The organism is Endozoicomonas sp. OPT23, assembly GCF_009653635.1.
Classification (GTDB): domain Bacteria; phylum Pseudomonadota; class Gammaproteobacteria; order Pseudomonadales; family Endozoicomonadaceae; genus Endozoicomonas_A.
Window position 1 is genome coordinate 130140 of record NZ_PPFD01000005.1, and the last position, 23136, is coordinate 153275.

Genomic DNA, 23136 nt, shown 5'->3' on the forward strand with positions numbered 1-23136 from the left:
CTCCAACAACCAGTCTTGATGACATACCCTAGCAAACCCACCTGACAGGGTCATTTATTTCACAACCACCAGCAGTCCACAGCTTGCAATTTGCAGTACCAAAGCCCAATATTTATAGGTGTATCTACATATCTATAAATATACAGAATAACAAAAATCAAAAAATACAGGATGTATGAATGCCGGAGACACAATGTCTGATATAGATCGGTCTGAAAACGCCTCTTTTATTCTGAGTTGTGTTGTGCCGGTTTTTAATGAAGGACCGGTAATCAGTCAGTTTCTTGAAGCCATGCAAGAACAACTTGCACAGGTGACGCCTGATTATGAGATTATCGTCATAGATGACGGTAGCTCGGATGATACTGTATCGCTGGTTGAAGCTTATTGCTGTGACCCCAGAGTTAAGCTGATCGAATTGTCACGTAATTTCGGCAAGGAAACAGCGCTGACTGCCGGTATTGACGCCACTTCAGGCGACGCAGTCGTTCTAATTGATGCCGACTTCCAGCACCCCCTGGAAATGATCCCAGTCTTTGTAGATTACTGGCGTCAGGGGTATCAGATGGTCTACGGTGTTCGTCAGGATCGTGATGGTGAATCTTTTCTGAAAAAGAAAGGCGCCCAGTTCTTCTATAGAATTATGCACTCCAGCACGGGCATTAATGTGCCAGCCCATGCTGGCGATTTTCGACTGATGGACAGAGTCGTAGTCGATGCACTGAAATCCATGCCAGAGCGTAACCGTTTTATGAAAGGCATTTATGCCTGGGTCGGCTACAAAACCATTGGCCTGCCCTTCCAGGTTAGGGAAAGACTTGCTGGAGAAAGCGGCTGGGGGCTGGCAAAACTCACTGGTTTGGCTCTTTCAGGAATTACTGCATTTACCACCCTACCTTTGCGGATTGTCGGTGCGGTGGGCCTGCTCATTTCGATTATTTCCTTTTTCTATGCCTTCTTTATTATTTCAAAGACCCTGATTCTTGGCACTCCCTTGCCTGGCTGGCCAACCGTGATAGTTGCCATTACCTTTATTGGAGGCATACAACTGCTATCTCTCTGGGTATTGGGCGAATATGTGGCAGGTATCTTCAACGAAGTGAAGCAACGTCCCAGGTATCTTATCCAGCGTACACTCGGCTTTAAGGGAAAACAGGATACGGATGCAGCTGATTAAATTTGTTGTTGTCGGCGGAAGTGCTGCCGCAGTTCATCTTGCCTGCTTATGGGCACTGGTTCAGCTTGCCGGCTTTTCAGAAATCTCCTCCAATGCGCTGGCTTTCGTCGTTGCCTTTATTGTCAGCTATACCGGTCAGAGCCTCTGGACGTTTAATCATAAACAACATGACCTCAAAAGCAGCGGCCTGCGCTTTCTGATTGTGCAACTGTTTTGCAGCTTTGTTCTTAATCAGGGGCTTTATACTCTGCTGATTAGCTACACCTCGCTTCATTACCTTCTGGCCAGTTTTATTGTTTTGGCCTCCGTTCCAATAGTCACTTTTACCCTGAGTAAGTACTGGGCATTTAAATGAAAAGAATAACTTTATGCGCAGATGATTTCGGTATGCACCCGGCGGTTAACAACGCGATAGCCAGTCTTATAAAAGCAGATCGCATACATGCCACCAGTTGCCTTGTGACTTCCGAATACTGGCAGAGTTCAATTGGGCAATTGCAAGCGTTAAGAGATAAGGCAGACATTGGCCTTCACCTGAACTTCACCGAAGGAAACGGTTTAAGCGAAAGTTTTCTTGAAGGACTACCCAGCCTCAATAAAATGCTTATCTTCAGCCATCTGGGTCTACTTAATGAACAGGCTATTGAAGAAGAAATTATTGCCCAGTATCAAGCCTTTCTAAACGATACAGGCCAGCACCCGGATTTTATCGATGGTCACCAGCATGTTCATCATCTACCAGTAGTTCGTTCTGCGCTCCTGGCCACTATTCGCCGCTTCCAACCAGAAAACATCTGGGTTCGAAGTGTCAGCCCTATGAACCGCTTCGGTGGTGGTTTTAAGAGTTGGGTTATCGAACAATCCGGTGCAAAAAAAATGGCACAGATACTCAATACCAAAGGCATCCGCTGCAATCAATCGTTTGCAGGCATCTACTCTCTGACTACTCAACAAAACGTCAGGGAGTTAATGCAAGAATGGCTTAAAGACTCATCAGACTCAGGTTTGATTATGTGTCACCCGGCTAAATCCGAGGCTGCCGTTCAAGTAGATCATTATTCAGCCCGGGAGAAAGAATACAGTTACCTGCTTGGTGAACAGTTTTTAGACGACTGCCAGAGTGCACAGGTATCTCTGGAAAGACTATCCTGACAACAGCATTACATTAAATTCCATACTAAAAACGCCTGCAGGCTAGCATGTTCTCAAAGAGACAACGTCGAAACCTGGCACTGCACTAATGGACTGCCCTCTGATGGAAAACAAACAAACCATTAAACCCTATCAATGGCTGGCTCTGATCTGTGGTTTCCAGCTAATTTTCTGGACTGTTGTACCCTGGCTGGTCAGAAACACCCTTCACTCTGATACTCTCGAAGGCATTGCCTGGGGCAATCTCTGGCAGTGGGGTTATGACAAGCACCCGCCGCTGGCAGCATGGGCTTCCGCGGTCTTTGCCAATATGAGTGAGTCGGTCGACTTTCCTGTCTATGTGTTTGCTCAGCTCTGTATTGTTCTGACGTTTATTGCTATCTGGAAACTAGCAAAAGAATATCTGAATGACTACGGTGCGCTTCTGGCTGTATTCCTGTTACAGGGCATCCTGTTTTACAGCAATCGGGTTGAACGGGTTACACCGGATACGTTGCAGCACCCCATCTGGGCGTGGCTGGCGCTGACTTTCTACTGGGCTGTCACAAGAGAGTCATTAAAATACTGGCTGTTAACCGGTGTTCTGGCAGGTCTTGCAGTCCTTACCAAGTATCAGGCAGCTATTTTCTTTATCCCGCTGTTTCTGCTTTTACTGTTTACAGTGGACGGCAGGAAGAGTTTGGGGACGGTTGGTCCATGGTTGGGTGGTGTTATCGCTACGGTTATTGTTATTCCTCATATCATCTGGCTCTACGAACATAATTTTGCCGCCGTTGGCTATCTGGAAGATAACTATGTAGAAAGCACCCGCTATGGCTCGGGCACCTGGATGGATCATCTGATATTTCCCTGGCGCTTTATCACCAGTAATCTGGGTAATGTTCTGCTGCTATTTTTGTTGATGATTCCGCTGTTCAGAGCCACTAAACAGAAGAACAAAGTTTTCAGCCAAACCATGTTCAAAAAATGGTTTCTGCTCGCTATAGCAGCCGGGCCTTTTGTTTTCACCCTTTTATTCGGCCTGATTACTGGAGAAAAGCTGGTTCCCCGCTGGGCTACACCTTACTTTGCCTGGCTGCCATTACTGCTGATGGTTTGGCTGAAACCAGAGATTGATTTACAGCGTTTTAAAAGAGTAGCGTTCTGGTCGCTTTTTGCCGGTTTTGTATTACTCACCCTTCGCAGCGGCTATCTCTACTACAAACCTCAAATCAGCGATAAATACTGGCGATCCGTTGAATTCCAGCCACTCAAAGCACAGATGAGTAAAGCCGAAGAGCTCTGGGCTCAACACTATGACTACCCAATACCCTATTTTGGTGGCCTGCATTACGATGTGGCCGAGATGGGGGTTTACAGTAAGGACAAGCCGATTCCCTTTATGGGGCTGAACGAAGCGGAAAGTCTCTGGATGACCAATGAAGATTTCAGAAAAGGCGGTGGCATTATTGCTCTGACTGATGGCAAGCGGGAATCAGAAAACGTCAGACGTCGAATGAATGAGAACTTCCCGACAGCGGAGTTTCTGGAAACCGTTATTTTCAAACCGATTCCAAAAGTTGAGGTGGAAAATAAACCGGACCTGCCCGTTCATTACTATCTATTAAGACCTGATGAATAGAGAAAGCTTGTTACCAAGTTGAAAATTGGCCTGCAATACAGGCAGGCCAATTCTGACTTATCTTTGCGCCTGAACCACTCGACTGGTACTGCCCTGGGTGAGTACCTTGACACGATCACCCTTACCGAAATGAGCATTAGGATCAACCTGCTGAACAACAGAGAGATAAGTACCGTTTTCCAATTGAATGGTCAGCTCAACGCCGCCTTTTTGAGTCACTTTTTTCTCAGCCATATTACCCAATACACCACCAGCCAGAGCACCGAGAACTGCACCCACTGCACCTTCCCGCTGACCGCCGATACCTGATCCGGCAGCGCCACCAATAGCAGCACCGGCAATAGTACCCACTTCACCTTCGGTGCCATCTATCTTCACAGCCTGAACCTCAACAATGGTGCCAAAGCGTACCAGCTGAGTAGAACGGGCTTCACGGGCACTGTAACTGGTTCCCGTCAGGTCACTCATACAACCAGCGAGAGTCAGGCTCGCAAGTAATACCATTAGATAATTTCTGAAATTTCTCATAATTTTCAGCCTCTTGATTCAATCAGCTAAGTGTATCAGCACACTTAATCGAATATTAAATTGCTCTATTTCCACTGCAGGCAGGCAAACAGCTTGTAAATTCGTATGTCTGGGTACTATGGACACAGTTTAGATGCTAAGGACTTAAAAGAGTTCGCGGGAAGTGTAAAAGGCTGGAAAAGCAGGCTGAGCCAGAGCGGCTCAGCCTGTCAGAGGAAAACTCTGAAGAAGGTATCAGTCAACCCAGACGCGGGCGTTTCTGAACATTCTCATCCATGGAGCGTCTTCACCCCAGTTATCCGGATGCCAGCTGTGCTGAACGGTTCTGAACACACGCTCAGGATGCGGCATCATAATGGTGACACGGCCATCACTGGACGTCAGACCGGTAATACCCTGTGGCGAGCCATTCGGGTTGTATGGGTAGCGAACGGTAGAACGTCCCAGATTATCCACGTAGCGCAGAGCGATCTGATCAGCATCAGCCAGCTGATTGATCTGTCCGGTCTTCCTGAACTCGGCATAACCTTCACCGTGAGCCACAGCAATTGGCATACGGGCACCTTCCATACCACGTAGGAAGATGGACTTACTCTTCTGCACTTCCACCAGAACTGTACGAGCTTCAAACTGTTCGGACTGGTTACGAACAAAGTGCGGCCAGTTTTCTGTTCCCGGAATCAGTTCGTGCAAGTTAGACAACATCTGACAACCGTTGCAGACACCCAGCGTAAAGCTGTCAGCACGGTTGAAGAAGCTTTCAAACTGGTCACGCGCCTGTTCGTTGAACAGAATGGACTTGGCCCAGCCTTCACCGGCACCCAGAACGTCACCGTAAGAGAAGCCACCGCAGGCCACCAGGCCTTTGAATTCAGACAGCTCACGACGACCGGCCAGCACATCACTCATATGCACGTCTACTGCCGTAAAACCGGCACGATCGAAAGCAGCCGCCATTTCAACATGACCGTTAACACCCTGCTCACGCAGAATAGCAACCTGAGGTCGTTTACCCGTAGCAATAAACGGCGCTGCCACATCATTGCTGATATCAAATGGCAGAGAGGTATGCAGACCGGTATCGGCATCATCCAGCAGGTTGTCGTATTCCTGACGGGCGCATTCAGGGTTGTCACGCAGAGCCTGGACACGGTAACTGGTTTCTGCCCACCAGCGCTGATGTTTAACCCGGCTTTCACTGCTGATCACTTCACCGTTAAAGGTAAAGTTAATGCGATGATCATCACGGGTTTGAGCGATGGTATGAGTACAGGCGCCCAGACCGGCTGAAGCCAGAATATCCTTCGCTTTGCCTTTGTCTGCATGGCGAACCTGAATCACCGCACCCAGTTCTTCATTGAACAGGGCAGGCAGAATCATGGATTCACAGCCAGCCAGCTTATCGATGTTCACTTCCAGACCGGTACGACCGGCAAAGGCCATCTCCACCAGTGTGGTAAACAAACCACCGTCAGAACGATCGTGGTAAGCCAGCAGCAGATCGGCTTCCAACATTTTCTGAATGGCGGTGAAGAATGCTTTCAGATCATCGGAAGAAGAAACATCCGGTGCCTGATCCCCTATCTGGTTATAAACCTGTGCCAAAGCAGAGCCCGCCAGACGATTCTGATCACGACCCAGATCAATCAACAGCAGATCAGTCTGCCCCAGATCCGTTCTCAGCTGAGGTGTTACAGTTTTGCGAATATCCTGAACCGGTGCAAACGCAGTAATCACCAGTGACAATGGAGATGTAACACTCTTGTCTTCACCATTCTCTTTCCAGCCGGTACGCATGGACATGGAATCCTTGCCCACTGGAATAGCTATACCCAATTCAGGACACAGTTCCATACCCACCGCTTTCACAGTTTCGTACAGTTTGGCATCTTCACCCGGATGGCCTGTCGCTGCCATCCAGTTAGCAGACAGTTTGATATCACCCATTTTTTCAATACGGGTGCTGGCAATATTGGTGATTGCCTCACCAATCGCCATACGACCGGAAGCCGGAGCATTGATGACTGCCAGAGGCGTACGTTCGCCCATGGACATGGCTTCGCCTTTGTAAGTATCAAAAGCTGAAGCAGTGACAGCACAATCCGCTACCGGAATCTGCCAAGGGCCAACCATCTGTTCACGGGCCACCAGACCTGTGATGGAACGGTCGCCAATGGTAATCAGGAAGTTTTTGCTGGCTACGGTTGGCAGTTTCAGAATTCGTTCTGCAGCGTCATCAAGAGTGATGCCGTCAAGATTCACGGCATCCTGCTTAACTTCTGCGGCTTCAACAGTACGATGCATACGAGGTGGTTTACCCAGCAGCACGTCAAGAGGCATATCAACCGGATTGTTGTCGAAGTGGCTGTCTTCCACCAGAAGATGCTCTTCTTCAACGGCTTCACCAACAACGGCATAGAGGCAGCGTTCACGTATACAGATGGCTTCAAACAGCTCCATATCGTGAGTGGCAACCGCCATTACGTAACGTTCCTGGGATTCGTTACACCAGAGCGCCAGCGGTGACATGCCAGGCTCGTCGTTGATGATGTCTCGAATCTGGAATTTGCCGCCACGGCCGCCATCGCTAACCAGTTCAGGCAGAGCGTTAGAAAGACCGCCTGCGCCCACGTCATGGATAAAGGCAATGGGGTTTTCATCACCCAGCTGCCAGCACTGGTCAATGACTTCCTGACAGCGGCGTTCCATTTCAGGGTTGTCACGCTGAACACTGGCAAAGTCGAGATCTTCCTGGCCGTCAGAAGAGGTCATGGAGGAAGCGGCACCGCCACCCAGACCAATCTGCATGGCAGGGCCACCGAGAACGATCAGCTTGGCGCCAACAGGGATTTCACCCTTCTCAACATGGTCGGTACGGATGTTACCCAAACCACCCGCCAGCATAATAGGCTTGTGGTAACCACGAACCTCATCACCGTTGGTGCCTTTTACTGTTTCTTCGTAGGTACGGAAGTAACCACAAAGATTGGGACGACCAAATTCATTATTAAAGCCGGCACCACCCAGTGGACCTTCGATCATAATATCCAGAGCAGAAGCGATACGATCAGGCTTGCCGTTCTCGTTTTCCCATGGCTGTTCATAGCCAGGAATTTTAAGGTTGGATACGGTAAAGCCGGTCAGGCCAGCCTTTGGCTTGGAACCTTTACCGGTGGCACCTTCATCACGAATTTCACCACCGGAGCCAGTAGCAGCACCTGCCCATGGCGCAATTGCCGTCGGGTGGTTGTGGGTCTCCACCTTCATCAGGATGTTGATGTCTTCCTGATGGTATTCGTATTCCTTGCTGGACGGTTTCGGGAAGAAACGTCCGGCCTTCGCACCTTCAATCACAGAAGCGTTGTCTTTATAAGCAGACAGAACACCTTCGCCATTAAGCTTGTGCGTATTGCGAATCATCTGGAACAGGGAATGACCGCGGTCTTCACCGTCAATGGTCCAGGTCGCATTGAAAATCTTGTGACGACAATGCTCAGAGTTGGCCTGAGCAAACATCATCAGTTCGACATCGGTTGGGTTACGATCAAGCTTTTGGTAGCTCTCAACCAGATAATCGATCTCGTCATCAGCCAGCGCCAGGCCAAGGCTTGTGTTAGCTGTTGCCAGAGCGTCACGGCCACCTTCCAGAATATCCACAGCCATAAAAGGAGCGGGTTCGGTCTCGGCGAACAGCACCTCCGCGGCTTGCAGGTTGTCCAGAACAGACTCGGTCATACGGTCATGAAGCAGGTCACTGACAATAGCCTGTTGTTCTTTTGTCAGTGGTTGTTCAGTCGCAATATGATAAGCCAGTCCACGCTCAATACGCTGAACCTTGGTTAGACCACAGTTGCTGGCGATATTGGTCGCTTTACTGGACCAGGGAGAGATGGTTCCTGCTCTTGGCACGATCAGATAAAAGCTCTTGGAGAGGCTCTTAGTAAGAGTATCTTCACTCTCTTCTTCATCACGGCCTTCTTCACCACGTGAAGGCCCATAAGTCAGAAGCTTCTCTAATATCTGTAGTTCTTGTGGGGATAGGTCATCGTTGACTCGTATGAAGTGCTGGAATTCAGCAGAAATACCGGAGATTTCCGAAATCTGGTTCTGCAGGGTTTCAAGCAGCTTTTGGCTACGAAACGGCGAGAGAGCCGGAGCACCACGCAATATCAGCATGATAAAAACTGTCCTCAGCTGGACTCAGGGGAATAATCAGGGCGCTATGATAATCGAAACCAAGGTACGGAAACCAGCTATCCCGCCGCGACAAACCGCATTCTTTTTGACTAATTCCCTGTCAACAGCATTTCAATGACTGTTTTGCTGCTTTTTTAGCCGCTCTTCGATCCCTGAAGAAGCCGGAGATCATTTCGCTGCATTCCTGTTCAAGCACACCTTCGCTCATAACCACTTTATAATTCATATAGGGTAACTCCAGAGTCCGACCCTGGCTAACCAATGCCCCCGCTTTGGGTTCATAAGCACCAAACACCACCCTTTTCACTCGACTGTGGATAATAGCACCTGCACACATAGTGCAAGGTTCCAGCGTCACATAGAGTTCACAATCCACCAGCCGGTAGTTATTGAGAGCAGCGGCAGCTTCCTGCAAAGCCAGTACTTCGGCATGAGCCACCGGGTTGCAGCCACTGATAGGCTGGTTGAACCCGCGTCCAATGATTTCACCGTTGTTAACAACGACAGCACCTACCGGCACTTCATCCAGCGCTCTGCCCTTTCTGGCTTCAACAAGAGCTTCCCTCATCCAATGCTGGTCAACAGTCTCCTGTTCACTCAATTTTTTGTACTCCAGATTCAAAATATTGTCGGAAAGTATACAGCCTTCCCCTTTATCGTCCGATAGCAGCTTTAATCAGTGCTCTGCTCTCGATTTATGGCTTTGGGAACCACGCTATTAGAAAGAGCAATATATACTAAGATTTAATTACTGATATTCCAGTTACTGATGTCATACCACGGAGGGTATGGATCCATGTCTTACAAGCAGAACGTCGAAGAAAACCTTCAACACTTTGCCGAGAGCATCGGCCTTGGCGAATTAGCCCTGAACGAGCATGATGCCTGTGGGCTCTGCTTTGATGACACCCTGATCGTCAATATGGAATATCTTGAAGAAGATGAGGCGCTGGTATTCGTTTCTTCCGTGAAACCCATGGACGCCCACGACGATGCCAAGACAGAGCTTTATCAGAAGCTGCTTTCCCTGAATCTTCAACATCACAGCATGCAGGGCGCTTTTCATGCCCTGAACCATGACCAATCTGAAGTTCTGCTGATTCGCTCCATGCTCGCCTCCTCCGATTACGGTAATTTTGAGTCCACTCTGGAAAAATTCGTGAACACTCTGGAATGGGTGGTTTCTGAAGTAGAAAATACTGAAAGTGATGGTACAGCAGCTCCGAAGGCTGGTTCCTCTACCCCACCACCAGCTCCGAATGGTGGCCCGGGCGATATGGGCATGATGGTCTGAAGACCCGCAGGAATACGAAAGGGCTTCTCGAAGCCCTTTTTTTATGTCTAAACATCAGATATCTAAACGCTCTATTACACTGAAATTATCCACGCACGAATTCTATTCAATTAAACAGATTCACAGGGAGACGTGAGCTGTGCCAGAAGCACTCAGTTATCTGACTAACGCATTACAGGGCGCCGTTGAAAGCAGTCGACTGGTTGATATTCGCGGTAGAGTTACCGAAGTTCAGGGCATGATCATCAAGGCCGCAGTGCCCGGAGTGAAAATCGGAGAGCTCTGTGAGCTGGTGACTCCCAACGAGGAAAAAACCGGTTACGCCGAAGTTGTTGGCTTTCAAGGTCATGAAACGGTGCTTTCTCCTATGGGTGAAATCATGGGTATTTCTTCTACCACAGAAGTTATTCCCACCGGAAAGGTTCATCATGTTGGTGTGGGTTCTCACCTTTTGGGCCATGTATTGGATGGCATGGGTAATCCGCTTGATCCAACTGCTTTTGAAGGCATTGAGCCGGAAACCTATTACCCGGTATACGCTGACAGTCCCGACCCAATGACCCGTAAAATCATTGATAAGCCTCTACCTCTGGGACTGAGAGCATTTGATGGTATTTTAACCTGTGGTGAAGGCCAGCGAATGGGTATCTTCGCTGCTGCTGGTGGAGGTAAGAGTACCCTGCTCTCCATGCTGGTTAAGGGCGCAGAGGTCGATGTCACTGTCCTCGCGCTGATCGGTGAACGGGGACGGGAACTAAGGGAATTTATCGAACACGACCTTGGCCCTGAAGGTATTAAGAAGTCAGTCATTATTGTGGCTACGTCTGATAAGTCATCCATGGAACGAGCCAAGGCAGCCTACACAGCAACAGCTGTTGCAGAATATTTCCGTGATCGCGGCAAGCGTGTTCTGCTGCTGATGGACTCTGTCACCCGTTTTGCTCGTGCTCAGCGTGAAATAGGTCTTGCTGCAGGTGAACCACCAACCCGCCGTGGTTTCCCACCTTCGGTATTCGCTACCCTGCCAAAGCTGATGGAAAGAGCCGGTATGTCGGACACCGGATCAATAACCGCTCTCTATACGGTTCTGGTGGAAGGTGATGACATGACCGAACCGGTAGCGGATGAAACCCGTTCCATTCTCGATGGTCACATTATCCTTTCCAGAAAATTGGCTGCAGCTAACCACTATCCAGCGATCGACGTACTCTCAAGTACCAGTCGTGTCATGAATGCCATCACTCCACCAGAGCATCAAGCTGCAGCAGGCAAGATGAGAGAACTGTTATCTAAATTTGAAGAGATCGAGCTGCTGGTAAAAGTCGGCGAGTATAAAGCTGGCTCCGATGCCGTAGCCGATGAAGCCCTGAAGAAGATCGATGCTATCCGCACCTACCTCAAGCAAAGAACTGATGAACTGACGGATTATGACTCCAATATCCAGCAGCTCATGCAGGTCACCGGCGTCCGATAAATGTTGCATGAACTGCTGAAGGTTAAGGAGATACGGGAAAAATCCGCTCTGGATGAAGTCCGTAAATCCGAGTATCGCCTTGAGCAGGCCCGCGAAGATGTGAAAAACAAGACTCAGGAATTCGAAGAGTACGTAGAGTGGCGCTGTAAAGAAGAGCAGCGGCTCTACGATAACATTATCAACATGGAAGTGAAGCAGAACGATCTGGACAAACTGAAGATCAAGGTCGCAACACTCCGGGAAAAAGATGTCGAGCTCCAGCAGGCCATCACTGTTGCAGAAAAAGAAGTGGAAGAAGCCAAAGATCAACTGGAACAGGCTCGGGATAAACACCGAAAAGCAATGCAGGCTGTAGAGAAGTTCGAAGAGTTCACCAAGGTACTGGATGAAGAGGAAGCCAAAGAAGCGGCCCGACTCGAAGACCTTGAAATGGAAGAATTTACTGTTCGCCCCCGTTACTAGCCACACCGGCTTCGGGCGACACCAGCCCGGAGGCTCATTATGCAACCTGTTAACCCCGGTCAACAGCCTGCCCAGAACGATAACTTATCCGTAGGACAGAACCAGAAAGTCTCTGAAGATCAGGCTCAGGACTTTGCCCGTAAAATGGATAAGAAAAAGGACGGTAAAGGGAAAACTGAAGGCAAGAGTGAGCAGAGCTTGGAAAGCTTGATGGCTGAACGTCGCAAAAGTGCCCGAGAGTTGCTGGATGGTAAGTTCAAAGATAAAGGTGAAAAGGGCGACAGTCAGGGACAAGAAGGTCTCCAGCAGTCGCTTCTCAATGAGTCAGCCGTTGGCTCTGCCAGAGAAGCCCAGCAGACAGCAGAAGCGCAACTGAAAGGCATACAGTCAGTCAGTGGTCCCAAGGAGATCAACGAAGCAATCAATAAACTGGTCGACAAGATCATGGTATCTGCCAAGGATGCCGTGAACGGTGCAGAAGTCAGAATGACTCTGAAAGACAATATCCTGCCCGGTACCGAAATTCGTCTGCAACGGGTAGCCGGAACCTTGCAGGTCACCATGAACACCTCCTCTGCTGAGTCCCATAATATTCTTGCCGCCAGTGAAGCCAGTCTTCAGAAAACACTCTCTGAACGACTGGGTGACAAAGTTCAGGTCAATATCAATATGTCCGGTGCCGGCGGTGAGCAAAGTGATGGCCGCTCTCGTGAAGAGTATGTCGCCGCTGAAGATCAGGATGATACTGAAGAATCATGAACATCGAGCAGGATGCCAGGCCACTGACCTACCCTTCAGTGTCGTCAGCTGAATTTCAGCTGAACCGAACACTGGCAACCTGTCAGCGACAATTCCAGACCAGTATTAACAACCAGGCTGTCACTGTCGTTATTGCCGGGCTGGCAAAGTCCGACGCGCCCTGTTTTCAACTGGATATAGAACTGAACGGCCAGGCCTGCCAGCTGTTTGTAGGCCAACAAGTGATGGATTTTCTGTTACCTGCAAAGATTGATCACGCAGTGCTGGCAAAGCTTCCAGAAGACCTGGTGCCCGCAGTGATCAATAAAGCATTGCAGCCGGTTCTTGATGTCTTTCAATCCATACTGGGCGTATCCAGTGCCATGATCGGTTTTCAACCATGTGAAAACGTTGAGACTGAACGGTTGGCCATGGGCATTAACTTTAATGGCGTCAATTCCTCCATTCAGGTCGCACTGAATCCGCTGATTTTACAAATTCTCGACAGAATTCCAGCTCATCAAAATCCAGCTCTGCCCGATATATCTTTCTGGGCATCCCTGCAAAAAGGTCATACACGACTGACCTCTGATGAGTTCGCAGGGCTGGAAGTGGGTGATATTGTTTTTCTTGAAACCCACGGCAAAGCTGAACAGCTGATAGTACGGGTTAACCCACGGGTTTCATGGCTGGCCAGCTGCAAAAGTAATCAGGTCACGATCAGACAAAGGCTACAGGCTATGGATGAACAATTTGACCCGTCTGATGCAGAGCACCTTCATGAAGACGCCTTACATGAAGAGCATCTGCATGAAGATGAAGAAGCGCATGAATCAGCTGAAGACACCTTGGAAGAGCATGATGCAGAAACTTTTCCAGAGGGTGAAGACACGCCAGTGGATCTCTCGGATTTGTCCGTCACTCTGATGTTTGAAGTCGGCGAACAAAGCATGACCGCTGACGAAATTCAGGGTTTGCATAATGGTTATACCTTCCTGTTGGATAACCCCGTTGATCAGCCCGTAAAACTAAGAGCTAACGGTAAGCTGATTGGCGAATGTCAGCTGGTAGAAGTAGAAGGAAGACTGGGCGCCCGTATTTCCAGACTAAATAGCAAATAACTCAAAAAAACAGAATTTGCTGTAAGGCTGTTAAGTATCAGGACACTTGAATTCAACATGAAGTGGGTTATTTGCCCGCCTGCGGCGAGCAAATAACCCAGGATTTCAAATGTTCAGATGCTCAATCACAGGACAGCGTCATGGAAGAAGGCATTCTAAGTTTTACCAGCCCATTTTATTTAATGGTGCCATTGGCGCTTATGGCGCTGATTCCTTTTATGGCGGTAATGGGCACTTCTTTTCTGAAGCTGGTCGTGGTTTTTTCCATTCTTCGTAACGCCACCGGTCTCCAGCAGATACCACCGAATATTGCCATGAACGCCCTGGCGATCATTCTTACACTCTACATAATGGCACCGGTAGGTTATCAGGCATACGAGCTGTTAGAGCCGGAGAAAATAACCTTTGAAGATTTGACCTGGGTTGATCAATTAAAACTGGCCTCTCAGCCCTACAAACAGTTTTTAAAAGACAATACCAACGAGAAGGAGCGGAACTTCTTCCTGAAGTCAGCCCGACTGCTCTGGCCAAAAAGTTACCAGAAAGAACTGTCTTCCGATGATTTTATTGTTCTGCTACCTTCATTCTGTATTACCGAATTAACCAAGGCATTTCAGATCGGATTTCTGCTGTATCTGCCGTTTATTATTATCGATTTGATCGTCTCTAACATATTGCTCGCCATGGGTATGATGATGGTATCGCCTATGACCATCTCTCTGCCCTTTAAGTTATTGCTGTTTGTATTGCTGGATGGCTGGACTCGGTTGATTCAGGGGCTGGTGCTCAGTTATGGGTAAAAATTATGTGACTGAAGAATGTATGGACAGGAGGCATCATGATTGATTCCGACATCATTCAGCTCACTGCCCACGCACTGATGCTGGTTCTAATACTGTCCATGCCTCCCATTATTGCAGCGGCAGGTGTTGGTCTGCTGATCAGTTTGATTCAGGCGCTTACCCAGATTCAGGAACAGACGCTGCCTTTTGCCTTCAAGCTGATTGCCGTCATCATCAGTATCTTTCTCACTGCTCGTTGGTTAGGGTTGGAAATTTATCATTATTCCCTGGCGATAATGAATAAAATACCGGATCTCTAGGCCATGCCTATCCCCATAGACGAGCTGAAAGAGTGGTTCTATGTTTACACCATGGGGCTGCCAAGAATTGTTGCCCTGTTTACCCTGATCCCTTTTCTCCATAAACGAATGTTGGGCGGAGCCATGATGCGAAATGGCATCTGCGGCTGTCTGATTTTATTTCTTCATCCAATGCTTGCTGAGCTGAAGCCAGATGAAACCATCAATATATTTGATACGGCCGGACTGGTTCTGAAAGAAGCTTTTATTGGCGCCATTCTCGGGTTCTGTATCACCATTCCTTTCTGGGCGCTGGAATCGGCCGGTTTCTTTATTGATAACCAACGCGGTGCTTCCATGGCCAGCTCCCTGAACCCGCTTTCAGGCGCTGAAACCTCCCCTATGGGTGTGCTGTTCTCTCAAGCCTTTTCAGCGATTTTTATGGTGAGCGGGCTGTTTCTTTTGTTATTAAACAGCCTGTTTATCAGTTATCAGGCCTGGCCTATATTCAGTTTCTTTCCTCAGCTCGACCAGTCAGCAGCCATATTTTTCCTGAATCAGTTTGACCTGATCATTGGTCTGGCCATGTGGCTGGCAGCACCTGTGGTTATTTCCATGTTTATCACCGAGTTCGGTATTGCTCTTATCAGCCGATCGGCGCCACAGCTCAACGTATTTATTCTGGCAATGCCGATTAAATCCGGTGTTGCTGCAGCCATTCTGGTTGTTTATGTCAGTACCATTCTGACTCTTGCCAAAAAGCACGATGAAGGCATTCCCGAGATCTTCCGAATCATGGGAGAACTCTGGAAATGAGTGCTGAAAAAACGGAGCAACCGACACCGAAAAAACTAAGAGACGCTCGTAAAAAAGGTCAGGTAGCCAAGAGTAAAGAAGTCTCAGGTACTTTTGGCATTATCTCTGTTCTCTGCTGTCTCTGGTTTATGAGTGATATGTTTCTTAACACCATACAGGAAATGGTGATTCTCCCCTCCACCGTTTATAACGAGCCTTTTGGTGAAGCTTTCAAAATTGTTACTCAAGGCATGCTGGAAAAATCTATTGAGTTATTACTGCCGTTGGTTATGGTCTCTATGCTTTCTGCCATTATCGGTAATGTCATGCAGTTCGGTTTTCTTCTTGCCGGTGAAGGCATCAAACCTGATATTAAAAAAATAAGCCCTATTGCGGGCTTTAAACGAATTTTTGCCGTGAAGAACTTGGTGGAATTTTTTAAATCGGTGATCAAAATTATTTTTCTTTCCATTGTTGTTTATCACGTGATTAAAAGCAGCCTTGGGGATATGGTGAACCTGCCTCACTGTGGTAGCGACTGCATTCTTCCCGTGGTCGGCGTTTTAATGAAGAAACTGCTGATTTATGCCGTAGCAGCCTTCGTCGTTATTGCGATATTGGACTTTATGTTTGAAAAACAGCAATTCACCAAACAAAACAAAATGTCCAAGGATGAAGTAAAACGGGAACACAAAGAGAGTGAAGGTAGCCCGGAAATAAAAGGTAAACGAAAAGAGATTCACCAGGAAATTCTCAACGAAGCTGAGAACACCAAAAAATCCGATGTCGTAATCAAAAACCCGACTCACCTTGCCATCGGATTGCACTACAAACAGGATAAAACGCCCCTGCCCATTATTACGGTAAAAGGCCGTGGAGGCCGGGCAAGATTTATCGTAAAGGTGGCAGAGAAAGAAGGTATTCCGGTGCTAGAAAACGTGCCACTGGCCCATGCTTTGTTTGAAAATGACGTAGCCAGCTATATCCCCCGGGATCTGATTGAACCTGTTGCTGAAATATTCCGCTGGCTGGAAGAACTTAAAGAAGAACAAAAGCAGTCTGACAGTCCACCACCATCAGCATAAAACCTCTTTCGATCAGTTTTCTAAGCTGATGATAGTTAACAATTAAAATGCAATTCAGTGGATATGGAGGTCTCTACCATCGAATATCTGGTGCTGTTCTTCTCCCTGGGCCTTTTGATGCTAATGCAGATTGGCTTTCTTTGCCTTGAATCAGGACAGGTTCGCTCGAAAAACTCTATCAACGTTGCGGCAAAGAACCTTCTTGACCTGATTGTCGTCATCCTGCTGTTTTGGGCTGCTGGCTTTTCAATGATTTTTGGAGAGTCCACGAATTCCTTTATAGGCCCAATCAAGCCTTTGGCATCATCACAGGATAGTGCTTTTCTGCCTCTTTTCTTCCTGTTTCACGCAATGTTCGCAGCAACCACTGCCACGATTGTCTCAGGAGCGATGCCGAACGCTGTCGGTTAGTGGGCTATCTCATCATAATTACCATTGTTACTCTGGCTATTTATCCCGTCATCGGGCATTGGGTCTGGGGAGGCCACTTTGCTCAATCCACTGTAGGCTGGCTCGAAAAATCCGGCTTTACCGATTTTGCAGGAGCAACGGTTGTCCACGTTACCGGCGGTGCAGTCGCACTGGCAGCTCTGGTCATTATTGGCGCCAGAAAGGGCCGTTTTGATTCAGGTAGCTCAAATTTTCGCGGGCAAAGCATGGTCACCAGCATTGTCGGCGTACTCTTTCTCTGGGTTGGCTGGTTTGGATTTAATGGCGGTAACAGTTTTCTTCAACAGGAATTACTGCCGGTCATACTTGTGAACACAGCCCTCGCTGGTGCTGCCGGTGGTTGCAGCGTATTAATACTCAGCCTGTTTCTTTCCTCCAGAGTGAATGTTCTGAATGTAGGCAACGGTATTCTTGCAGGTCTCGTCAGTGTTACCGCAGGCTGTCATATTCTGACTCTGGAAGCCGCCGTGCTGGTCGGTATGATTTCAGGGCTTATCGTACTCTTACTGCCAGCTCTTCTTGAGAGAGTAAACTGGATGATGCGGTTGGCGCAATTCCTGTCCATCTCGGTGGTGGGCTCTGGGGCACAATAGCTGTCGCTATTTTTGCAAGCACACAGCATTTCCCTGAAGGGCTTAACCGCCTCGACTGGATCACGATGCAGGCAACCGGTGCTCTTGCAGCCATCGGATGGGCCTTTACTGTGTCCTTTTTCCTGTTCTGGCTGATCAACTTTATCAGCCCCTTAAGAGTCAGCCACTCAGAGGAAGAGTCAGGCTTGAATATATCCGAGCATGGCGCCAAAACCGAGCTTTATGATTTATTACAGGATATGCGTTATCAGGAACTTGAAAATGATTACACCGCTTCAGTCAGGGTTGAGCCTTTACCGATATCGGGCAGATAGCAGTTCAATACAACCGCGTGGTTCATAGCTTTAACGAATCCCAGGCAACATTAAAAACAACCATTAACCGACTGGATAAAACACGACAGGAACTTGATAAAGCCTGCCAGACGGCTGAATCTGCCAACAAAATGAAGAGTGCGTTTCTGGCCAATATGAGCCATGAAATAAGAACACCCATTAATGGTGTTATCGGCATGGCCGAACTTCTGCTTTCAGAAAATCCGGAAGCCGGTCAAAAAGAAAACATACAGATCATTCATAGTTCAGCAACAAGTCTGATAGACATCATTAACGACATCCTCGATTATTCAAAAATTGAAGCAGGAAAGCTCTCTCTGGAGAATGTCACATTTGACCTTCATAAACTGCTGAAAGAAAGCTGCGATGTGTTTCATTTACAGGCAATAGAGAAGAGGCTGGAGCTAAAATCTGATTTAAAAACAGGCACGCCTCAATTCATAAACGGTGACCCAACAAGAGTTCGACAGATTACTCTTAACCTTCTCAGCAATGCCTTCAAATTTACTGAGCAGGGCTCTATCACACTGTTTTCAGGAATAATTGAACAAGACAACCAGACCTACCTTGAGATCAAGGTGTCTGATACTGGCATTGGCATGACAGATGAACAATGTAAGTCTGTATTCAACACCTTTCAGCAGGCTGACTCCAGCACAACCAGACGATATGGCGGCACTGGTCTTGGGTTATCGATCACCAATAAACTGGTCAAATTAATGGGCGGTGATATTACCGTCGAAAGTACCCCAAAGACAGGAACATACTTCACCTTAAAAATAGCCACCCGTATTTCTAGCCAGCAGAAAGACTTTAATCAGGAGAGTTCTCAATCTCTTTCCGATATTCAAACCCGTTATCAACTTTCTGTTCTGGTAGCAGAAGATAATAAAGTAAACCAACTGGTGATCAAAAAATATCTGCAGAAATTTGGTATTGAGCCACAGATTGTAGAAGATGGATTACAAGCCCTTAAATATTGTAAAGAACACCAGCCCGACCTGGTCCTTATGGACTGTGAAATGCCTGAAATGGATGGCCTTGAAGCAACAAAACAAATAAAAAAGCTTTATAGCAACAAGAAGTCACCAATCATTATTGGCCTGAGCGCACATGCCATGTCTGAACAGAAACAAAAAGCTCTGACCGCGGGTATGGACGACTATCTGTGCAAGCCGGTAACGATTAACCAGCTGAACTCAGCCCTTTCTCATTTTTTTGGTAATAATTAATTCATTAATTTATTGGTCAGCCTCCTCAGTATTCCTTTTGTAATAAGCCGCAGTCATCATTAACAACTTAACCAAAAGTGGTATTCAACGATCGTGAAAATACTAATAAATATATTAAATGATCACATCTGTTAATGTTTGATAGGTAGAAGTTCATATTGCTCATTGAATTAAGCAGGAACAGACTAGTTCCATACAGTTTTTAATCTCAGGCGCCATTCGGCGACTGAATATTCAGCCTTACTTACTTTTCATTGGTAAACGTCAATGACCCAGGAAAAAACCGATCTGAACAACTACCGTATAGAGCATGACCTGCTGGGTGAAGCTCCGGTACCGGAAGCTGCCTATTACGGTATTCAGACTCAACGCGCCATGGAAAACTTTGATATTTCCGGCGTTACACTGAACCACTTCCCTAATGTGCCACGTGCACTGGCCATGGTTAAGAAAGCCTGCGCCATGGCTAACCGTGATCTGGGCATGCTGGATGCAGCTAAAGCTGACGCCATTATTGATGCCTGTGACGAAATCATCGCCGGTAAACTGCACGATCAGTTCGCCGTTGATGTGATTCAGGGCGGTGCCGGTACGTCCACCAACATGAACGCCAACGAAGTCATCGCCAACCGTGCGCTGGAACTGATGGGCTATCGTCGTGGTCAGTACGAACATCTGCATCCGAACACTCACGTCAACATGGCTCAGTCTACCAACGACGTTTACCCGACCGCTATGCGTCTGGCTATGGTTCTGAAGCACAAGGAGCTGGTTGTAGCCGCCAAAAGCCTGAAAAATGCCTGCGATGTTAAATCTGCAGAGTTCAAGGATATCCTGAAAATGGGTCGTACCCAGTTGCAGGATGCTGTACCTATGACTCTGGGCCAGGAATTCCGTGCCTTCTCCACCACCATCGGTGAAGACATTGACCGTATCAAGGATATGGCCAAGCTGCTGTGCGAAATCAACCTGGGTGGCACAGCCATCGGTACTGGCATCACTGCCGACAACCGTTATGCGCCGTTGGCCGTACAATATCTGTCTGAAATTTCTGGTCAGCAGATGATTCTGGCTGGTGACCTGGTTGAAGCGACATCCGACATGGGTGCTTTCGTTATCTTCTCCAGCTCTCTGAAGCGTATGGCTGTTAAACTGTCCAAGATGAGTAACGACCTGCGTCTGCTCTCTTCCGGACCGCTTTGTGGTTTCAACGAAATCAACCTGCCGGAAATGCAGCCAGGCTCCTCCATCATGCCAGGCAAGGTTAATCCGGTTATTCCTGAAGCCATGAGCCAGATTGCTTTCCATGTCATCGGTAACGACATGGTTGTGACCATGGCATCAGAAGCTGCACAGCTGCAGCTGAACTTTGCTGAGCCAGTACTGGTTTACAAGATTTTGGAATCCATTCAGCAACTCACCAACGGCATGTTTATGCTGACTGATCGTTGTGTGAAAGGCATCACAGCCAATGCTGGTGTTTGTCAGGCATACGTAGACAACTCTGTTGGTCTGATTACTGCCTTGAACCCTTACATTGGCTACGAAAACTCCAGCCGCATTGCCAAGATCGCTCTCAAAACCGGTCAGCGTGTTGTTGACCTGGTGAAAGAAGAAGGTTTGCTGAGCGATGACCAGCTGACTGAAATCCTGAAACCTGAAAACATGGTTGCGCCTCTCGATTTGAGCAGCAAGATCCACTGATAACGGACTAAAGCCGTTTACCAGAGCCGTACTTTAATAAGTGCGGCTTTTTATTATCAAATCCCCACATACACATCAATAAAACGACACTGTATTTTTACCGACCCCTTGAAGCCCTTGATCTACCGTATTTTCCACAGTAGGCAACCCGTCTTATTTCTATACCATTAGGGTTAACGTCAAAGGAATAACAGAAAGCGAAACGTCAAAAGCAACCTGAACATTGATGAACGAGATCAGCAGGGATAAGCCGAAGGTTAGTTTTGGTGAGCGGGCGGCGAGTGGACTTTCAGTGTTTGTTTTTTTGCCTGTGCCTTCCTGGTGGAGTTATGCCGTACCCACAGCGCATAGTCAAAAACCTCTGCTACACTGAATCCGAATTCCACGGCCGTTATGCAAGCATGACAATGATTGAGCAGGCTCTGTAAGTCTTCTATATAAGTAAGTCTTATACATAAAGAGCGCTGAAGCACAGCCTGCACTAAAGTCAGTGTCTTGCACAGAAGAGTATCTTGCACAGCGATGTGCAGATTATTCCACTGCCTGACGGCGCTTGATTGAACATCCCTTTACGGCAACTACATAAATTCAAAGTGGAGTCGTTATGCAGCAACAGGACATGAAACAGGAACCTACCGTTTTCATCATTGACGATGATGAAGCTGTACGTGACTCACTGAAAATGCTGATGAAGTCTGTTGGCCAGATCGTAGAAGCATTTTCCTCTCCCGCAGAGTTTCTCGAAGTGTACGATGAGAACCGCCCGGGCTGTATCGTTCTTGATATTCGTATGCCAGGCATGAGCGGTCTGGAACTGCAGAGCAAGCTGAACGAAATGCACTGCATCCTGCCGATCATTTTCATCACCGGCCATGGTGATGTGCCTATGGCAGTGCAGGCCATCAAGGACGGCGCCATGAACTTTATCCAGAAGCCGTTCCGTGACCAGGAACTGCTGGATCTGATTAACGATGCCCTTAAGCTGGATACCCAGCAGCGTCGCGAATTGCTGGAACATAAAGAAATTCTGCGTCGTCTGTCTACCCTGACCGACCGTGAGCGCGAAGTGCTTCATCACGTTGTTGAAGGCAAGGCGAACAAGGTTATTGCAGCGGATATCAACCTGAGTCAGCGCACCGTTGAAATCCACCGCTCTCGAGTGATGGAAAAGATGGGTACCAAATCACTGGCACACCTGGTTCGTCAGGTTATGCAAGTGAAAGAACATCTGGAAGGCGAGTTTACGTTTAACGTTTAACGCTTTCTGATTCGAAACCTGTTGATTTTCTATCAACGGGTTTCGGGTTCTCTATTACTTCCGTTCAGTCTTTTTATCTCTGTCCTTCTGCACTTCCGATTTCACCAGTCCCCTACTGACATAACACTTTCGTCTTAGGTAGTCCCCGTACCACGTCTAGTACAACCCTCCATTCAGCAATCTCTTAGCAATATCTAAACTCAACTGAAGTTGTGAGAAAGTAACGAAGTCATTGGCCTGTCTATCAGATACGCTCATGCTTTTTCGAAAACGCTTCTTGAAGACATGTTTTTGAAAGTAAACCCGACTTTGATTAATAGGTTAATCACTTACTATTCAAACCGGGAATTCGACATCTGCCGCAAGGGAAACAACTGAAATACACAGACAGAACTCAGAAAGCTGAATCTGTTTCAAGACCGATATGAGGGTCTTACCAACGATCACTGAAAGGCTGCTAGAAGAATATGGCAATAAATGAAGTCGTATACCTGCTGGAGCAGGACAACGAAACAAAAGAAACAATTCGCGGCCTGTGTGACGAGCAATCACTGCATCTGAAAGTATTCAATCAGCATAACGAGTTGATGTCCGCAGTGCAGGACCAGACTCCAGGCTGCATAGTGGCAGCCAGTCAAGAACAGAGCGAAAACGTTGTTGAGCTGGTTAAACATATTTCCGAGAACAACACAGGTGTTCCGATCGTAGTGCTGGGAAACCATAACGACCTGAATACGGCTGTCGCTGTAATCAAACTGGGCGCAGCAGATTATATCGAGAAGCCCGTCATCTCCGGACGGCTGGCCGAGCATTTCAGCCAGCTTTCTCAGCAAAGCTGA

The 23136-nt window shown here is 47.7% G+C and carries 21 protein-coding genes and 1 pseudogene; 19 read left to right on the plus strand and 3 right to left on the minus strand.

What is annotated here, in order from left to right; genetic code table 11:
* Positions 1-193 precede the first annotated feature (193 nt).
* The 4 genes from EOPP23_RS12255 (at position 194) to EOPP23_RS12270 (ending at position 3950) form a co-directional block, all read left to right on the plus strand.
* Positions 194-1177: a glycosyltransferase family 2 protein gene (locus EOPP23_RS12255; RefSeq protein WP_194842590.1), complete on the plus strand. Its 984-nt coding sequence runs from the start codon at positions 194-196 to the stop codon at positions 1175-1177.
* On the plus strand, positions 1164-1532 hold the full coding sequence (locus tag EOPP23_RS12260; RefSeq protein ID WP_153766281.1) for a GtrA family protein: 369 nt from the start codon (positions 1164-1166) through the stop codon (positions 1530-1532). The genes EOPP23_RS12255 and EOPP23_RS12260 overlap by 14 nt, the downstream gene beginning before the upstream one ends.
* On the plus strand, positions 1529-2329 hold the full coding sequence (locus EOPP23_RS12265) for a ChbG/HpnK family deacetylase (protein ID WP_153766282.1): 801 nt from the start codon (positions 1529-1531) through the stop codon (positions 2327-2329). The genes EOPP23_RS12260 and EOPP23_RS12265 overlap by 4 nt, the downstream gene beginning before the upstream one ends.
* 103 nt (positions 2330-2432) lie before the next feature.
* Positions 2433-3950: a glycosyltransferase family 39 protein gene (locus tag EOPP23_RS12270; protein ID WP_194842591.1), complete on the plus strand. Its 1518-nt coding sequence runs from the start codon at positions 2433-2435 to the stop codon at positions 3948-3950.
* 57 nt (positions 3951-4007) lie between these two features.
* On the opposite strand, the gene EOPP23_RS12275 is transcribed toward EOPP23_RS12270, so the two are convergent.
* The 3 genes from EOPP23_RS12275 to tadA form a co-directional block, all read right to left on the minus strand.
* On the minus strand, positions 4008-4454 hold the full coding sequence (locus tag EOPP23_RS12275) for a glycine zipper 2TM domain-containing protein (RefSeq protein WP_228550705.1): 447 nt from the start codon (positions 4452-4454) through the stop codon (positions 4008-4010).
* Positions 4455-4712: 258 nt separating this feature from the next.
* The gene (gene purL, locus EOPP23_RS12280) at positions 4713-8654 is read right to left on the minus strand and encodes a phosphoribosylformylglycinamidine synthase (protein ID WP_153766284.1); all 3942 of its coding nucleotides are present in this window, start codon (positions 8652-8654) and stop codon (positions 4713-4715) included.
* 121 nt (positions 8655-8775) lie between these two features.
* On the minus strand, positions 8776-9276 hold the full coding sequence (tadA, locus tag EOPP23_RS12285; RefSeq protein WP_228550706.1) for a tRNA adenosine(34) deaminase TadA: 501 nt from the start codon (positions 9274-9276) through the stop codon (positions 8776-8778).
* A gap of 195 nt (positions 9277-9471) precedes the next feature.
* On the opposite strand from tadA, the gene EOPP23_RS12290 reads away from it, so the two are divergent.
* From EOPP23_RS12290 to EOPP23_RS12365, 15 genes and pseudogenes are all read left to right on the plus strand, one after another.
* The gene (locus EOPP23_RS12290; protein WP_194842592.1) at positions 9472-9969 is read left to right on the plus strand and encodes a type III secretion system chaperone; all 498 of its coding nucleotides are present in this window, start codon (positions 9472-9474) and stop codon (positions 9967-9969) included.
* Positions 9970-10108: 139 nt separating this feature from the next.
* Complete coding sequence (gene sctN, locus EOPP23_RS12295) at positions 10109-11443, plus strand: type III secretion system ATPase SctN (protein WP_370514762.1); 1335 nt, start codon at positions 10109-10111, stop codon at positions 11441-11443.
* Positions 11444-11905: a YscO family type III secretion system apparatus protein gene (locus tag EOPP23_RS12300; protein WP_153766286.1), complete on the plus strand. Its 462-nt coding sequence runs from the start codon at positions 11444-11446 to the stop codon at positions 11903-11905. It abuts the gene before it with no gap.
* A gap of 39 nt (positions 11906-11944) precedes the next feature.
* The gene (locus EOPP23_RS12305) at positions 11945-12664 is read left to right on the plus strand and encodes a type III secretion HpaP family protein (RefSeq protein ID WP_153766287.1); all 720 of its coding nucleotides are present in this window, start codon (positions 11945-11947) and stop codon (positions 12662-12664) included.
* Positions 12661-13764 carry a type III secretion system cytoplasmic ring protein SctQ gene (sctQ, locus tag EOPP23_RS12310; protein WP_153766288.1) on the plus strand — a complete coding sequence of 368 codons (1104 nt, stop codon included), beginning with the start codon at positions 12661-12663 and terminating at the stop codon, positions 13762-13764. Before EOPP23_RS12305 ends, sctQ begins: the two co-directional genes overlap by 4 nt.
* Positions 13765-13904: 140 nt before the next feature.
* Positions 13905-14564, plus strand: a complete 660-nt coding sequence (gene sctR / locus EOPP23_RS12315) for a type III secretion system export apparatus subunit SctR (protein WP_153766289.1) — start codon at positions 13905-13907, stop codon at positions 14562-14564.
* Positions 14565-14602: 38 nt separating this feature from the next.
* A complete protein-coding gene (gene sctS, locus EOPP23_RS12320; protein ID WP_153766290.1) occupies positions 14603-14866 on the plus strand; it encodes a type III secretion system export apparatus subunit SctS in 264 nt (87 codons plus the stop codon).
* 3 nt (positions 14867-14869) lie between these two features.
* Positions 14870-15661 carry a type III secretion system export apparatus subunit SctT gene (gene sctT, locus EOPP23_RS12325; protein ID WP_153766291.1) on the plus strand — a complete coding sequence of 264 codons (792 nt, stop codon included), beginning with the start codon at positions 14870-14872 and terminating at the stop codon, positions 15659-15661.
* On the plus strand, positions 15658-16725 hold the full coding sequence (gene sctU, locus EOPP23_RS12330; RefSeq protein WP_153766292.1) for a type III secretion system export apparatus subunit SctU: 1068 nt from the start codon (positions 15658-15660) through the stop codon (positions 16723-16725). The genes sctT and sctU overlap by 4 nt, the downstream gene beginning before the upstream one ends.
* 123 nt (positions 16726-16848) lie before the next feature.
* Positions 16849-17768, plus strand: a pseudogene (locus EOPP23_RS21520) (ammonium transporter).
* On the plus strand, positions 17765-18082 hold the full coding sequence (locus EOPP23_RS21630; RefSeq protein WP_370514768.1) for a hypothetical protein: 318 nt from the start codon (positions 17765-17767) through the stop codon (positions 18080-18082). Before EOPP23_RS21520 ends, EOPP23_RS21630 begins: the two are co-directional and overlap by 4 nt.
* 17 nt (positions 18083-18099) lie before the next feature.
* A complete protein-coding gene (locus EOPP23_RS12350) occupies positions 18100-19335 on the plus strand; it encodes a response regulator (RefSeq protein ID WP_153766296.1) in 1236 nt (411 codons plus the stop codon).
* Positions 19336-19602: 267 nt separating this feature from the next.
* Entirely contained in the window at positions 19603-21039 is a 1437-nt protein-coding gene (locus EOPP23_RS12355) for an aspartate ammonia-lyase (RefSeq protein ID WP_153766297.1), read from the plus strand.
* 604 nt (positions 21040-21643) lie between these two features.
* Positions 21644-22297 (plus strand): response regulator transcription factor, encoded by a 654-nt coding sequence (locus tag EOPP23_RS12360; RefSeq protein ID WP_153766298.1) that lies wholly within the window; start codon positions 21644-21646, stop codon positions 22295-22297.
* Positions 22298-22764: 467 nt separating this feature from the next.
* Positions 22765-23136, plus strand: a complete 372-nt coding sequence (locus EOPP23_RS12365; protein WP_153766299.1) for a response regulator — start codon at positions 22765-22767, stop codon at positions 23134-23136.